The following is a 16,908-nucleotide window of genomic DNA, read 5'->3' as shown; positions in this document are numbered from 1 at the left end:
TACTATCCTTCCAACCCAATCCGCTGTCTGAGGATGGACATATGCTTTTTCTTTATCGGTTCCAGGATCTGTTTTGCGGTATCTGTAAAATAAGAATGTGATTCCAAAAACTGCAATTGGAATTTGTCCCACGCCCCGGGATCAGATCCCAATTTGTTATAATAGATAAGCTCTTTCCGCAATTGAGAACTTATCGAAAAATAATCTTCACCACCTAGATAACAAAGATCAGCATCGCACATTATCATTTCCATTAAATCAAGGGGTTCATGAGGTAGTTTTGTAGCTCGGATCAGTCGTAGAATGTGTTGGATTTCATGTTTAGAATATGGTTGGTTCACCAAAATTTTTTCCGCAATCCGACAACTGCTCTCTTCATGGTCGTCATATTGCTCAATAAAACCGATATCATGAAAAAGTGCAGCAATCTTTATCAATCGATTATCTGCAGACGTCAATTTCTCATATTGAGACAGCCATTCAACGGCATGCAGGACAAGCCTCGTGTGTGCAACGTCATGATAGTACACCCCTTTCATGAGATTATTCTCCATCATTTGAAAAACCGCTTGTTTCAATTCAGGAAATAAGTCACCATTGTTTTCACTCATTCGTTTTGTATGAATTAGTCATGCATCAGGTGTTTATCACCTTAGGAAGCAACTGCTCTTTAACTTCCGGTGTTAATTTTTGATCGGTATATTCTTTTCCAATTTCAACCATCTCATCAAAATGCTTCCAATCAAGCATTCCTATCTTTCCAACCGGAGGATGCAGATGAAGATTGGCTATTTCAGTTGCTTTTTCATATTTTGTATAACTGGCCAAAACCATGGACTCCATTATAATGGTTGTTATGGTAGGCACTTTTAGACTCCTTTTGCCAAGCAATCGATCCTTTAAATATTCCCAGGGTCCGGGTACTACATCGTAGCCCAGGTGATATTTTTTGGTGGAATGCAGTGTCACGGCAATAGCTTTTCCCAGGGGAAAATCCAAAAGTGATTCTATGGGTAGATTTTCCAAAAGTCCGCCATCCACGTAAAGTGAATTACCACGGACTGCCGGTGGAAAAATTCCCGGTAGTGATATGCTTGCTCTGATGGCTTCATTCATCGGGCCAGAACGAATAGTGACCTTCTTTTTTTGGGTGAGATCACAGGCTACATACGCACTATTGATCCAAGCATCTTCCACATTAAAACCAGCATAAGCTTCATCAATAAACTGATCAATATGCTTGCCTTTAATCAAAGAAATCAAAGGGGCCAGATTCATATTCTTCCGTTTGGTCGGAGCTTTTTCTGCCAGTTTCCTACATTTATCCAACAATGAGCTACTAGGAATGTCCAGGGCACCAAATGCGGTGACAAAAGTTCCAATACTGGTTCCAGAAAAGAAGTCAATCGGGATTCCTTTTTCCCGCAAGCTGAGCATTATCCCAACATGGGCAAGACCCTTTGCCCCGCCGCCGGCAAATGCTATCCCAATAGCGTTTCCCGTGATAAAGCGTCCAAGCCGTGCAATATCACTGGTCCGATCCATCCGAATGTGGTGGTGTAGTTCCAAATTCCGATTCTTTAAAAACCGGGCTGTATTATGAGGAAGTTTGTTCCCATCCGGGTGTAAGAGGATTAAATTCTTCTTTGTTAATTTATATTTCAGGTGATCGCTAAACAGCGTAATTTCTGTCGTAGTCAATTCTTCTGGCTCAGAGAATTCTTTTAATATATAAAAGACATCAGCCTGAGCGATGACTTTGTTCATCCAGAAATGTTCGTCTTCTGTCGCAAAGTAAACTACAAAATCCGACGAGCTTTCCACTTCATCCAAAATCTTTTGCATGCGGATGTTCATGGTATTACCCGCTTTTATACTCGAACGCTTATCGGTGGCGATACCCATATTTTGCAGTATGGTCTTCTGGTCAAAAAAACGAATCTGGCCATACTGATTAAGTTGCGCCAACAATTCACGCATGAACTTGGCAGTTAAAGCTGATTTGTTATTGGCTACAAATACCAGGCTTTTGGGTTGCCGGATATCCCGACTTCGTGTATTTTGTTGTGTTCTGCGAATAATAGTTTTAGATAAGTTCAATATCAGACTGGGATATTTATGTCCCAGTGTGTATAGCATGTCTTTGGACAGTCGGATTAATATGGAATCCCGGGCAGCAAATACATGCGCTGTGCGGGGCTGCTCAGCAATCACCCCACTTTCACCTACTGCCTGTCCCGGATGAATATCTCCCAATATAACGGAATCTCCCAGCGTTTTTTCATAGATAGCTGTTAAACGACCATAGACCAGGAAAAAGATCTCATTGGATTCCTCATCTTGGAAGATTAATTGTTGCCCGGCTTTGATTTGTATCCAGTCAAATAAAGGAAATAATGCATCAAATTGTGAATCCGATAATTCGCCAAATATCTTTGTGACAATACTACGAACATAGTCTTGGTCGCTGGTGATCGGGGGAATTTGAGTATAATGATCCATTATTGAAAGATGTGTAATTTTTATTTAAAATAATAATTTAGTGGGATTTATCAATAATAGACAGCACATTATGCAGAGCTTCTTTAATGCGGCTAATTTCACCAGAAGAAGTCTTTTTATGATCAAATTCAATTTCGTTTAGTACAAAGCCGTCTTTGTGCTTTACCAGGTACGGATTGTCAACCGTATGGACATCTTCTCGATGGCCCAAAAGACGAAATACTTCCACCGGATAATGAATACCCTTGACCTGAAGCATTTGGTCAAATTCGGCAATAAAGTCATTTGTCAAAAGATTCCGGGTTATGGAACTGATAAATATACTTTGTGGTGTAGCTAATGATTCCAACCGGCTTGCGATATTTACATTACCACCGATAATGGTGTAATCCATTCTGTTTTCGGCTCCGAAATTGCCGACCGTGCAATACCCACTGTGGATCCCCATTCGTACTTTCAGTCCCTGAGGTATTCCGCGTTGCATCCATTCGTGGTCTATGTGACGAATTTTTTGCTGCATTTCCAAGGCCATTTTACAGCAATCTCGGGCATGGTTTTTATCATCGGTGTGTTCAGGTGCACCAAAAAACACCATGATTGCATCGCCCATAAACTTATCAACGGTTCCACCGTGCGCCAGAGCGATCTGTGCCATATCATTCAAGTATTCATTGAGAATGTCAGACAAAACCTCCGGATCAGTACGGTCAGATATCTCCGTAAAATTCATGATATCTGAGAAAAATATTGTCAAAAATTCTCTTCTGTAGTCCAGCGATATATTGCCGGGTTTGCCCACGATTAGTTTATACAGTTGTGGAGAAAGATACTTTTTTAGCTGTTGAATCAGGGCAGAAACTTCTCTATTTTTATCATCAAGTTCATTCTCTATCGCGCTGCTGTGTTCCGCAATCGTTTCGTACAGAATTTTCAAATCATGAATTTCCTCCTCCATTCCTTTCCTTTCCCTTTCCCAGGAGGTGGTATCATTTTCAGTATCAGTATTTTGCGAATCCTTAGATAGCACGGTTCAGGTTTATATGACGATTTCTACGTCGTTCCAAAGTTTTTTAAAATTTGAAATTGACTTTTGTTGCCACGATATAGACTCACTTCCCAACACTTTTATCTGAGGCTTTCCGGCTTTTTTACAGCTCAATATAAAAAGACTCAAAGTGGTTATTCCGGAACTATTAAGAAATTGAAGTAATCTCAGATCCAGTACAACAGGATCGTCTGTGTCATCAATAGATTTTCTTAAGAACGAAGACACCACGTCATATTCTTTCATATTGGCTAATCGCATAGAACCCTCGAATACCATCTTGGATTCGGATTCATTATAAGTTATTATTGCATCTCCTGCGTTTAAAGTATCCATATCTTTATTGTTCAATGTAGTAATAGGTTTGTATAATCACTTTGCAATCCCCAGTTTGTTCGCACTTCTTAAATTGTGCACCAATTTTCAACTTATAGTCCTTGATCAAAAGTAATAAGCCTATACCAGAGTCCGTAGCATTTTCTGACTTTTCCGCCATGGTCCGGATATACAACTCATCAAGATCGGCTGATTTGGTCAGCTTGGTCAGGTGTTTTTTAAGTTTATGAAAATGTGCTTCAGGGGTGTGGTTCACTATCTCAATCTTCAATACTGTGTCGTATAACATCATATGTATCATCACCTCGGCATTCCGTTTCACAGAATATTTGGTGGCGTTTTCGATTAACTCATTAAATATAGTTGAAATAGTGTTTTCTTCTACATTGGGTTGATCATGTGCACACGCATAAAAAGCGGCTGCAAAATCCGCCATAATCCCACACCTCCTCCAATATGCAATCAGATCGATCGGTCGAACGGTCAGTGACACGTCGCCCTCAGCTGGCATCGAATCTGGTATTATATCAAAATCTCCAATCGTGTCAACAAGCATATATTACAGTTTTAGAAAAATTAGAGAATAATTTGAGCTTGAATATTTGAGCTTCATACGCTTTTATTTTTTATAATCATTAAGGTAATATCATCCAGTATTGGTGTGTCTCCGATAAATTGATAAACGTCATCATAGATTATCTCAACTATATCGTTAGCTTCTTCCGTGGAATGCCGTTTGAGTAATTGAATTAAACGGTCTTCTCCGAAAAACTGACCGCTTTGATTCTCAGATTCGGTCAGTCCGTCGGTGTAAAAAAGCAACACATCGTTTTCAAAAAAATCAACCGTCAGTTCACTAACATGTGGTTTTATGTCTTCGATCAATCCTACGTAAATTCCCAGGTCATCGGTTGGAATCACTTCCACTGATCCGGAGCGGGCATTGTAGCGAAGAAGATTTTCATGTTGACCACATAGCGTGACACTATTCCTGGTAACGTGTGCCAGACTCATGGTCAGGTTTCGGTAATCATGCATCCGATTTCGAATATTTCTGTACATGATGGTATTGATTCTATTCATCGCATTCATTAGCGTGGTTTGATCACCATCTTTATCCAAAATCGTACGAATCGTACTTTGCACCATCAGCATAACCAGACCTGATTGCAAACCATGGTCAGTGACGTCTCCTATAGCCACGACGACCGAACGATCGTCTTGAGGAAGAACTTCATAAAAATCACCACCGACTTCATTTGCCGGATCCATCCGCGCAGAAATGTTCAGATAATTCACCTCATCCCATTCTTCGTGCTTGGGTAACAGAGTTTTCTGAATTTGATGCGCCACATCCAGCTCCATCCCCATCCTCATATTCTCGTGCTCTAATTTGTTCTTTTCTTCAGATGCTATCGAAATTCTTCGTATTACCGCCGGGATAGCACCCAAAACCTTAGAAATCATATTGGACTCAAAATAAACCGCAAGCACAAGTGTGGTCATAAAAATGAACCAAATCGCTGCAAAAAGTTTTACCGGGACGGGGGCGAGGTTATGTGCATTCAATTTTTCTACCCGGTCAATGGCTTCCTGATTGCCAGCTGCCAGAGAATCTTCAAATACCTGGACCTCTTCATTGGTCATCAAATAATAGACAAAATCTTCACCCACATTTTGATATGCAACAAACAGGCTTACTGTGGCTATACCAAACCATACAATGGCTGCCTTGCGACCAATCACCGTTCCTACGATAAATATCATAATCACTGAATACCCGAAATCGATAAGAATACTTGTAGCAATATTGATATTCGTGTGAACAATGAGGATCGCCAACAACAAGGAAATGCCAATCGTAGTCCAGGCAGAAAATCGATTCATCCATGGAACAGACTTTCGCCTCCCCAACAAAATTGGAACATTATAAATAGCGGATATCGAATTGATCAATATAATAATTGGAAATAAAACAAGATCGCGCGCCGGATCCGGCAAGCTACCAAATTCCACCAACTGGATGACCAAATGCAATAACAAAGCAAGAATAAAGACAAAGTTAAAGCCCGTCAATATTTTTCGCTTTGTATTTCGGCTTGGTTCAGAAAGCATGCGACTGGCTTCCTGCAATACATCCATTTTGGGTTCTTCTTTTTGCACTTACTGTTCCTTTTTAAAGATTTTGGTGTGTATTTCTATGGAAATAGTGGAGTCATAATCAAAATAATAAACATCCGCTTGCTCAAATTGCTCCCGGACTTCCTCTCGTTGCCCCATAAAAGAAAACATCGCCCACATCGCCCATTTTCCCAACCGGAAGTGCCTGCCATCCAATTCGGCACTTTGGTCTGTGCCCGTATTATCGACCAGCAACCGGTCATTCATGATAAGCTTTAGCCCTACTTTGTCCGTCAATTCTTCGATGCTCGACATGACTTCCCGATTACCTTCATATATCTCACTATGAGATTCAATCAAATCTTGGATCTGCTTCGGTCCCTTAAAGGTACTATCATTGACATCTGAGATATACAACAACCCGCCTGGTGCCAATATTCTATAAATCTCTTGTAAAGCCCAGAGTGGATTAATCAAATGGATAAAAAGAAAGCTACAATGAATAATATCTACAGAGTCTGATTCCAACTTTGTATTGTATACGCTGCCAATCTTCCAGTCAAGGTCTGAATGGGAAAACCGGGCGTAAGTGATCAATTCATTACTGATGTCCATCCCCATTAATTGGCGCCCATTCATTTTATCTAGTTTATTTAACTGCGCCATATAAATTCCAGGGCCACACCCAAGATCCAGAATGGTTTGATGATCGTTGTACTCTGCAAGTAAGGCATCCCAAATCTCTTTTTGGGATTTAAAAAGCATCCTGGCCTGTGCAGACAATCGTGGTAATTCATCCTGAAGAGAAAGTGGACTTAGATACCTGTTCACCAGATCACCTTTTATACTCCAATATTTTTCAAGAGAACTGTGTTGTGAAATATGTTTATTTAGATCAGGTAACTCAATATCCAGTCGTTCGGATAAATTGACGCTTTCCGCCTTTAGCTGTTCGGCCACCTCATCGATCGTACTTTGTCTGTCCATCACTAGAAGCAAACCGTCTCCTTCATCATTCGAAAACTCCAGACATCTATTGAATTTGTACGTTGAAATATAAAAATTACGAAGAACTTTGTGTCGATCTACCAAAGTGGCAAAAACACAATCTGGTTGGAAATATTCACAGGTACTGTGCATTCCATGAGCCAGCATCAGTGAGGATAGTTTCTTAGAACGATATGCTGCCAGTTCTACTCTTCGGGAAAATTGCAAACCATATGGCTGATTAAAATCCAATTGGACCGTCGATCGAATAAATTCATGGTTGTTTTCGTAAGGATATATACTCACACACGCTACCAGAAGATCACCATCAAAAAGCCCCAGGTGCAAACCTGTGGGATCACCAGGCGAGTCAATCATGAATTCTCCGATTCCCTGTTCTTCAACAAAAACAGCCTTCCTGAGATTGCGAATCTCATTCTGGAACGTATCGAAATTTAACCAACTTAAAGTAAGCTTTGAAACCCAAGGAGTTACTTTTTTTTGCTGCATATTAAAGGGAACATATTTACCGATGGTCAAACATAAAAAATTATCTTAAGATTGTACTACTAAATTTTAATTTTATCTGGTTTGCATCAACCCAAACTTTCAGATTCCAAAAACTAACCTTATCTCGTTTTATAACATTTCTTTGTTTGAATATCCACATAAGTTTATAATTTAACGACCAACTTTAAAAATCTTTGTTTATCCGGGGTTTTAACAGTTGGTTCCAATATTTTTAATGGTGTGTAAAATGGCAATTTCCATACCACAAATTTTACTGGTTAAAACCCGGATATTTATCTATTCTAATTTTTGGGCATGGATATGGAGGCAAAGTCTATGTTAAGAAGAAGACTCAACCTCCAAAAAATATAGTCCACAGCGAGATATAATACGATATTATCTTTTATGAATATCAAATAAGGTTTTCGAACCGGTCATGCGCCCTGGCAAAAAGACAAGTAATGCAGCATACCTTCATACATATACCCTATATATATTTTATATAGAAGATTGAATGTGACAGGATTGTGATTATAATCACCGGAGGTTATATCAATAATCCAATTAAAAGTCTTAAACCTCAAAATATTCTAACCCTGTATTTTTCATTTCTCCACAAGATTTCAGCCGGTTATTTACAAAATTTTAATCTATATTTACAATACGTGTATAATCATATATTCCTGACATTATCCGAGATGAAAAAATAAAATAGGACTTCGAAATGATTTATCACCATGTTGTAGAATCCAACATCGAGGGAATTGGAGGAACCATAGATGGTAACAAAAAACTGGAAAAAGTAGGGTTTGAAAAAGTCGGAAAACGTTTATTTGTCAGAAACAGAATTTCCTCTAATTTACTATTTGGAAGCCAGGAGACTATTCCAGGCCGTTAACCTGGTAAATAGAATGCTGAGCCGATTCGTTTTCGAAGGACGAATCATCCATGGAGTAATGAGATAATTCGTCAACTGACGATAATTAACATCCGGCTCATAAAGCCATAAGTTGATACTAAAAGACCACAACAAATGATTAAAACAGAATTAGGAAGAAGAGGATTTATCAAAAGAAGCCTGGTGTATTCATTTGGAAGTATTGGAATGGCCGGCGGACTGCACCTACTTCCAGAAATTAGCGGCAAAGAAAAAAAATTGCCCGGCGGGTTCTGGCCGGTGATGATGACCCCTTATACAAATAAACTTGATATAGACTATCCAGGGTTAAAACGATTAATAACCTGGTATGAAGATGCTGGTTCTACCGGATTGTTTGCCAACTGCGGTTCCAGTGAAATGTATCAGCTTAGTTCACAGGAGCGTCTTGATCTGACCCGGTTTGTGGTTGAGAATACGTCCCTTCCAGTGGTGTCTACCGGAACATTTTCAGATACGGACAACGGTAATATAGAATTTATTAAACAAGTGGCAGACACCGGCGTAGAAGCGGTTGTTTTGATCCCATCCATGATGGTAAAAAAATCAGCATCCGAAGCTGACTTAATGAAATCATTTGAAAACATCCTAAACCAGACAGCTGACATAGCTTTAGGGATCTATGAGTGTCCGGGACCTTATCATCGGCTGATTAGCCCCGACATGGTGAGTACATTGCAAAGTACCGATCGTTTTTTATACTTTAAAGACACTTCATGTGAAGCCGCGGTCGTCCAAAATAAAATTATAAAAGCCGGTGATTCTGCTCTGGGCATTTACAATGCGCACTCACCGGATGTATTGGACTCCATCCGACATGGAGGTGCAGGTATATCATGTATAGCAGGTAACTTTTATCCGGAGCTGTTTTCCTATCTATGGGCGAAAGGACGAAAACGAAAAGTCTTAAGGTCGGTGCAAAAAGCCAATGCGTTTATTTTAGCCAATGATCGCGTCATTGGTAATAAATACCCCCGGGCAGCCAAGTATTTCATGAATTTACGTGGGCTTGACCTGACCATCAATACACGCAAAAACACACCTGAACTCAATTCTACCGATAAAGAAAAACTGGATCAGCTGTGGGAAGATCTGCAAAATCTATCTAGTGAACTAAAGATCCCACTAGCTACCTATGTCTGATTAAGACTTCATTGGATGCCAACGCCTAGTCAGCATACAATTCAGGTTTTAAATGGTGCCACCCAAGGGCCGGATCCAACGACATTCCCACTGATTTCAAGCTTTTGCAGATCACCAGCTCCAGAGACGGAATCCGAACGCAGATCTCCAGCAAAGAATTATCTGACACGGGTTTTCCTTCATTCCATAATGAATAATTTTACTATTTTTCAGGAATTATCGCGCAAATACCAGCTATGAAACTTATTTACCTTGTTTTATTCTTCTTCGTACTTTACTTTACACCTGCAGGAACACAAGTTCCCAACGTCTTTTCTAAACAGCAACCCGACCTCATTCAGTCCGGATTAAATCATCGGGCAGCTTTGGCGTACAAGACCCATCAGATGCCACATAATCTGGAGGCATGGGAAGAACGCAAAGCAGAACTGAGAGCGTTCATCACGTCGAAAACAGGTGCCCGAAAATATTCCGATTTACCGCTTGAGTATCAAGAAACAGGTCAACATCAATCAGATGGTGTAACGGTGAAAAACATATATTTTCAGACCCGTCCGGGCGTGTTCACCACGGCCAACCTGTATATCCCGGCAGGTGATGGACCCTTCCCGGCTGTCATAACGATGATGGGGCATTCTCGAAACGGTCGTCTGTATGAGGTATACCAGGCGATCGGACAGGCGCTCGCAAAACATGGCTATGTCTCCTTACACATGGATCCCTGGGGAGCTGGGGAACGAACCACTACCCATGGTGATTTTGAATACCATGGGGCACATCTGGGAGCATCCTTATTCAATATTGGTGAAAGTCTCCTGGGAATGCAGATTACAGACAATCGAAGAGGGGTGGATCTTCTTAGCTCACTCCCATTCGTTGATTCAGAGCTCATAGGAGCTACTGGAGCCAGTGGAGGAGGTAATCAGACAATGTGGCTGGCAGCCATGGATGACCGGATCAAAGCAGCCATGCCTGTAGTCAGCGTAGGCACATTCCAATCCTATATCATGGCCAGTAATTGCGTCTGTGAGACCTTGATCGACGGATTAACCTTCACTGAGGAATCTGAAGTATTAGGAATGATTGCACCTCGGGCTTTGAAACTGGTCAATGCAGGTCAGGAAAAGAATAAAGCATTTATTCCTTCAGAAATGCAAAGAAGCTTTCGACATGCTGAAGCTATATTTGATTTGTACCAGGCCAAAAGTCAATTGGATAGTCAGGTTATTGATATGACACATGGCTATCATCCGGAGGCTCGGAAAACCCTGGTGGGGTGGATGGATAAGCACCTCAAGAACATTGGCAATGGAGCGCCGCGGTCGGAAAGAGACATATCCCTTTTGACTTCAGGAGAATTGATGACTTTCGACCGGGGGAACCGATCTGCAAGGGTCACCAGTACGGTGGAGTATTGTTCGCTTATTGGTCGTGAGCTCAAGGACAGTCAGCATGGCCAAGGCCCCATGAATATTTCGCACGAAAAAGAAAAACTGACCCGGTTGTTGAAAATTCCTGAAAATGTAAAATTGAGGAAATCCCACAGCTACGGTGAACAGAAGGGCTGGACTCGGTATGCGCTAGAAGTGACCGATGACTACCTGATTCCAGTGTTGATCCGTAAATCATCGCGGAATCCTGGAGAGTATGTTCTTATTGCACACCATAAGGGAAAGGCGATGGTACCGGAGGAGGTTCTGCAAGACTATCAATCTGATGGAAAAGGTATTGTCCTGGTTGATTTCTGGGGACTTGGTGAAAACAGCTCCGAGGTGGCGACTCGATTAAATGGGAGTTCTCTGCCGGCTTTTCACACCTTGTCCAGATCACTGATTTGGCTGGGGGAAACCATGCAAGGACGATGGGTACAAGAGATGGAGATGGTGTATCGATGGCTCAGAGAAAGTCACCATGCTAACCGCATCGATATTCATGCATTCAAAGATCTGGGACCGGCGACACTATTTTATGCGGCATTGGATGACCAAGTCGGCCAAATAACCATGGAGGATGCACCGATCAGCTATCTTTTTGACGATGGCGTTGCAGAGAATTATTACAGCATGGCCATTCATGTGCCGGGAATATTGAAGTGGGGGGATTTACTTTTGGCAGCAGCGATGACCGGTGCTAATGTCCAGGTACGAAATCCAAGAACCATTTCCGGAAAGAAATATGGTATGGCTGAATCAAATGAATTGATTAAAGAATATGAATATTTCCGGTCTGGCTTTGAAACGGGAGGTTCGCTGGAAATAGAAAGGTAGCCCGACATATTTATGAGTTAAATTCTAGAATAAAACAATACTCAATGAATTTGATCTTTATTCGACATCAGGCGTTAGATGTATAGTATAAAGAACAAAGGAGGAATAAATATGAAAAATGTTATCACAACAGAACGTTTACCGATAAAGCTATGGTTGGAGGACCTGGAAGAAGGAGCGCTGAAACAAGCCAAAAATATTGCCAATCTACCCTTTGCCTTTCGACACATCGCTATCATGCCCGACAGCCATCAGGGGTATGGTATGCCTATAGGGGGTGTACTAGCAACTAAAGATGCCATTGTTCCGAATGCGGTTGGTGTGGATATCGGGTGTGGAATGTGTTCTCTTCGTACTAATCTGGAGGATGTCAACACCGAATCACTCAAAAAAATTATGGCTGAAATCCGAAGAACCATTCCGGTCGGCTTTAATCACCACAAAGAAAGACAGGATGAAAAATGGATGCCGGCTACTTCTGAAAACACGCCAATTGTAAACCAAGAATACGAAAACGCCCTATACCAGATTGGCACATTGGGCGGAGGCAACCATTTTATTGAGATTCAGAAAGGTTCCGACGGTTTTATTTGGATAATGATTCATTCGGGCTCCCGCAACCTGGGGTACACCGTGGCAAATCATTATCACACATTAGCCCGCGAACTGAATGAAAAGTGGGCGAGTGATGTCCCCAAGGATTTAGCATTTTTTCCCAAAGGAACACCAGAATACACGAATTATAAAGCTGAAATGAATTACTGCATCGAATTTGCACTCCAAAACAGAACCCTGATGATGGAACGCGTTCGAAATGCTTTTGAGCTGGTATACCCAGAGGTTGAATTTTCCAACTTTATCAATAAACCACATAACTTCGCAGGTTACGAATCACATTTCGGCGAAAATGTCATTATTCACCGGAAAGGAGCTACCCAGGCCAGAGCAGGGGAGATGGGTATGATTCCCGGCACACAGGGTACATCGTCATTTTTGGTTATGGGCAAAGGAAATCCAATGTCATTTGAATCGTGCTCTCACGGAGCCGGCCGAAAAATGAGCCGTACAAAAGCTCGGCGCACATTGGATATAAAAAAGATTACCAAAAAATTGGATAACCAGGGGATTCTTCACGCTGTACGACACAAAAATGATTTGGACGAAGCACCTGAATCCTACAAAGATATACACGAGGTCATGGAAAATCAAAAAAGCCTGGTTGAAATCATGATCGAATTAAAACCTTTGGCCGTAGTCAAGGGCTGATGCAGCGATCACAACTTGTAGTAAATAACGCTCTATAGTAAGGCAGCATACCATCATATATATACACGTATGATGGTTTACAAACCGGGTGGCATGCTATTCCATTTCCTTTCCTTAGATTCAGAACTTCTTATTCCTTTCCATGCAGGGCAGATTAGCTACTGGAAGTTGTAGGCCGTGGCAGTCCGACTATTTCCAAATAGTTAACACTTTCACAGATGTCCCTTTTTCACGAGATGGAATCATTGTCAAATATTATTTTGATTACATACCTATTGTAGTATCTACCAGCTGTTTAGAATACGATTAACTAATTTATCTGATAGCTACTTTTTCGCTACATATCCACTAATTTACAAACGTTTTAGATTTTCCTTAAGATTATTTACTAATATTTTTGCTTTTTTAAATTCTATCCCTATATTCGGCAGGACAATTTAATAGGAAAACCTCAAAGAAAACCTTAAATCTCACTTCGGAACAGTTAGCTATTATTAACAATTGAATCGTTTAATAGTATCAAATCTTTAATTATGAAAATAACTTGGACGCACACATCCAACATCAGTAAAACCCGGTCGATGATCCACCAAAGTCATCTTTTAGTGCTACTTCTCATTTGCATAGCTTCCTCCGCAATAAGTCAAAACAGGGTATCGGGCATTGTTTCGGACAAAGATGGGGAAGCATTGATCAGTGTAAATGTACAGGTCAAGGGCACCAACAACGGAACGGCCACTGATTTTGATGGTAAATATTCATTGGAAAATGTAGCTGAAAATGCCACACTTGTATTTTCATACATCGGATACCAAACGCAAGAAATCCCTGTCAATGGCAAGACCAATGTAGATGCTACTCTTCTGGCTGATGCCCAGCTATTGGATGAAGTCGTGGTGGTCGGCTATGGTACTTCTCGCAAAAAAGATCTAACCGGTTCCATCGTAAATGTACGTGCAGAAGAACTGGAGAAATTTCAACCATCCAACATGCAGGAACTCCTCCGCTCGTCCGTTCCAGGATTGAAAGTAGGGTACAGTACCAATGCGAAAAACACACCGGATTTTGAAATCAGAGGCGATAATACTATTAAAGCAAACAGTAGCACAGAGCGCGCTGCGAACCGTCCCTTGATTGTACTGGATGGCGTCATTTTCAATGGAGATATTGCGGAGATAAATGTCCAGGACATCGAAAGCATTGATGTGCTGAAGGATGCCAGCGCTGCTTCCATCTATGGGTCCAGAGCCTCCAATGGCGTGATCATGGTGACCACCAAAAAAGGGACAACGACCAAACCCACCATCAACGCCAGTGCAAAACTTGGTTTTGTGACCGGAGCCAAACGAATCCAAACGTTCAAGGCGGGTGATGAAGTGATGACATGGCTGACCGATATGAATGAGTCCATCAACAGTTTATCACAGGATCCCTGGTCCAAATATGATGATTACAACAAACTGGATCCACAATACCAAGACGAATGGTTGCAAGCCAACGGAATTCCCGGCGAATCTGACCCTACAGTGATCACATCTGCCTGGTTGGATGCATTTGGGTTTGAACAAAATGAAAAAGAAAATTATCTGAAAGGACGGTCATTTGACTGGCAGGATTTTATGTTTCACACCGGTCTGCGTCAAGATTATGATTTAAGTGTTTCTGGCCGAAACGACAACATTTCCTATTATTGGTCCTTGGGCTATGGTAATAGTGAATCGGTCCAGGTTGGGGAAAGTTTTTCTACGGTGACCTCGCGATTGAATCTGGATGTACGTGCTACCAATTTCCTAAATATCGGGCTAAATGCGAATTTTGCGTATCAGGACGAAGGTAATGAACCCATTGACAACGGTGGCTATCGAACTTCTTCTCCGTATGATGCCCCCTGGAAAAACATCGTCTACAATGAAAATATTCCCACCATCGGCGATTTACCCAATCGCTATCCCAGAGAATATTTAAAAACCGCTGGTGCGGGTTCCAACCGGGGAAATCCATTTTTAGACGCTGCTTTTCTTACGCGGAAATATGATCGTTATAAAATATTTCCCACCATGTATGCAAAACTCTCCTTACCTTTTGGGATAAAATTAACGTCCAATCTGACTACCCGAATCGATTTCAGGGATCGGCTATACTACGAAGATAGTGCGAATCCGAATTGGTCACACGGCGGATACGCCAGACGACAAGGCGACAAAACCTTTGAATGGCAGTCCGATAATATTCTTAATTGGAACAAAGAGTTTGGAAACCATCGCCTTGATTTTACGGGGTTAGTAAATGCTGAAAAAAATCAAATTTGGGAAACCTACGCATCTGCTTCTCAGTTCTCTCCAACGGAAGCTCTAGGCTATCGGGCTTTGATATTAGGAGTTAATCCATCTCTGGACAATCCGGATGAAACGATTGCTGATGAAGTGATCACCCGAAACGCTTTAATGGGTCGGGTAAACTATGGCTTCAACAATAAATACAATGTATCCGTATCCGTGCGAAGAGATGGTTATTCCCGATTTGGATCCTTGCAAAAATACGCCACCTTTCCATCCTTGTCTGCAGCCTGGACCTTATCCAGTGAAGAATTTATGGCTGGTGCACCGGAATGGATCTCGTTCTTGAAACTACGGGCCAGCTGGGGTGTAAATGGGAACAGTAGTGGTCTGGGTTCCTACGCAGCCTTTGCTACCTTGAGTGACAACAAATACCTGAATTTTGACAATGGTTATTTTGTGGCGCCCTATCTGTACATTAATCGCATAGCTAATCCCAATCTGGCTTGGGAGAAAAATAAGGCGTTGAATTTTGGTTTGGACTATGGATTAGTAGATGGACGCATCCGCGGTGCAGTGGATGTGTATAGTTCTACCACGACAGACATGTTATTGGATAAAAAACTTCCCATTGTTACCGGATTTGAAAGCATCACCACCAATGTCGGCAGTTTAAAAAACATTGGCGTCGATTTTTCAGTCAATACCATCAATATTGAAAAACCAGGTTTTGTCTGGAGCAGTAACTTCAATATGAGCTACAACAACAATAAAATCATCTCTTTGACGGGAGAAAAAGTTGAAACCACCGATGAGAACGGCAATACTGTATTTGAAGAACCGGACGATATCGACAATGGCTGGTTTATCGGTCAGAACAAAGATGTCATCTGGGATTATGAACTGGACGGGGTCTACAAACTAGGCGAAGAATCTGAGGCCGCTCAATATGGATTGTACCCGGGAGATTTTAGAATGGTTGATCAGAACAACGACGGAGTACTTAATTCCGCGGATAAGGTATTTCAGGGGCTGACTAAAAACCCGTGGTACTTGACGTTAACAAACAGTTTGCAGTTTAAAGGGTTCGATGTGGGCGTGATCCTTCTTGCAAAGATGGGCTATTACGGAGGCACGGGCGAGCCGTTTAACAACAGCCAAAGCTATATTAAGAACCACAATTGGTACAATCTGCCTTACTGGACGCCCAATAATCAAATCGATAATGCAGCACGGATTAACTCGATCCGACTTGGAAACGCTACCTATTTCCAGTCTAAATCATATCTACGGATTCAAAATATTTCCATTGGGTATCAAGTCCCGGTTAATCTATTGAACAATATGAAATTGGGGAGCAGTGTCCGATTAGCTTTTACAGTAGAAAATGCAGGTATCCTGACCAGCTGGATCGAGGGTGACCCTGAATCTACCAGAGAAATGCCCAGAGTATTTTCATTTAGCGTAAATACTTCATTGTAAATAACATAACACCGTATTGTTCAATCATGACTATAA

Annotated in this window: 12 protein-coding genes; 5 read left to right on the top strand and 7 right to left on the bottom strand. The window is 41.5% G+C overall.

Annotated features, from left to right (window positions below):
* Window positions 1-2: 2 nt before the first annotated feature.
* From KUV50_RS03490 to KUV50_RS03460, 7 genes are read right to left on the bottom strand one after another with little or no spacing between them, the layout of a single operon-like run.
* On the bottom strand, window positions 3-611 hold the full coding sequence (locus tag KUV50_RS03490; RefSeq protein WP_222578706.1) for an HD domain-containing protein: 609 nt from the start codon (window positions 609-611) through the stop codon (window positions 3-5).
* Window positions 612-636: 25 nt separating this feature from the next.
* A complete protein-coding gene (locus KUV50_RS03485) occupies window positions 637-2,502 on the bottom strand; it encodes a cyclic nucleotide-binding and patatin-like phospholipase domain-containing protein (protein WP_222578705.1) in 1,866 nt (621 codons plus the stop codon).
* Window positions 2,503-2,539: 37 nt separating this feature from the next.
* Window positions 2,540-3,529: an adenylate/guanylate cyclase domain-containing protein gene (locus tag KUV50_RS03480; protein ID WP_222578704.1), complete on the bottom strand. Its 990-nt coding sequence runs from the start codon at window positions 3,527-3,529 to the stop codon at window positions 2,540-2,542.
* Between the two features lie 9 nt (window positions 3,530-3,538).
* A complete protein-coding gene (locus tag KUV50_RS03475) occupies window positions 3,539-3,883 on the bottom strand; it encodes a slr1659 superfamily regulator (protein WP_222578703.1) in 345 nt (114 codons plus the stop codon).
* 4 nt (window positions 3,884-3,887) lie between these two features.
* On the bottom strand, window positions 3,888-4,439 hold the full coding sequence (locus tag KUV50_RS03470) for a DUF6272 family protein (protein ID WP_222578702.1): 552 nt from the start codon (window positions 4,437-4,439) through the stop codon (window positions 3,888-3,890).
* Between the two features lie 53 nt (window positions 4,440-4,492).
* Complete coding sequence (locus tag KUV50_RS19560) at window positions 4,493-6,046, bottom strand: PP2C family protein-serine/threonine phosphatase (RefSeq protein ID WP_222578701.1); 1,554 nt, start codon at window positions 6,044-6,046, stop codon at window positions 4,493-4,495.
* The gene (locus KUV50_RS03460) at window positions 6,047-7,501 is read right to left on the bottom strand and encodes a class I SAM-dependent methyltransferase (protein WP_222578700.1); all 1,455 of its coding nucleotides are present in this window, start codon (window positions 7,499-7,501) and stop codon (window positions 6,047-6,049) included.
* Between the two features lie 724 nt (window positions 7,502-8,225).
* On the opposite strand from KUV50_RS03460, the gene KUV50_RS03455 reads away from it, so the two are divergent.
* The 5 genes from KUV50_RS03455 to KUV50_RS03435 all read left to right on the top strand — a co-directional run bounded on the left by KUV50_RS03455 (window position 8,226) and on the right by KUV50_RS03435 (window position 16,872).
* The gene (locus KUV50_RS03455) at window positions 8,226-8,399 is read left to right on the top strand and encodes a hypothetical protein (protein ID WP_222578699.1); all 174 of its coding nucleotides are present in this window, start codon (window positions 8,226-8,228) and stop codon (window positions 8,397-8,399) included.
* A 135-nt stretch (window positions 8,400-8,534) separates the two neighbouring features.
* Window positions 8,535-9,581 carry a dihydrodipicolinate synthase family protein gene (locus tag KUV50_RS03450; protein ID WP_222578698.1) on the top strand — a complete coding sequence of 349 codons (1,047 nt, stop codon included), beginning with the start codon at window positions 8,535-8,537 and terminating at the stop codon, window positions 9,579-9,581.
* A 236-nt stretch (window positions 9,582-9,817) separates the two neighbouring features.
* Window positions 9,818-11,848, top strand: coding sequence for an alpha/beta hydrolase family protein (locus tag KUV50_RS03445; RefSeq protein ID WP_222578697.1), 2,031 nt, complete (start codon window positions 9,818-9,820; stop codon window positions 11,846-11,848).
* Between the two features lie 111 nt (window positions 11,849-11,959).
* On the top strand, window positions 11,960-13,114 hold the full coding sequence (locus tag KUV50_RS03440; protein WP_222578696.1) for an RtcB family protein: 1,155 nt from the start codon (window positions 11,960-11,962) through the stop codon (window positions 13,112-13,114).
* 533 nt (window positions 13,115-13,647) lie between these two features.
* The gene (locus tag KUV50_RS03435) at window positions 13,648-16,872 is read left to right on the top strand and encodes a SusC/RagA family TonB-linked outer membrane protein (protein WP_222578695.1); all 3,225 of its coding nucleotides are present in this window, start codon (window positions 13,648-13,650) and stop codon (window positions 16,870-16,872) included.
* Window positions 16,873-16,908 lie beyond the last annotated feature (36 nt).

The sequence above is a fragment of the Membranihabitans marinus genome (assembly GCF_019802045.1).
Lineage (GTDB): Bacteria > Bacteroidota > Bacteroidia > Chitinophagales > Saprospiraceae > Membranihabitans > Membranihabitans marinus_A.
The sequence above is the reverse complement of the archived record's forward strand: the minus strand, read 5'-3'. Positions and strand labels throughout refer to the sequence as shown.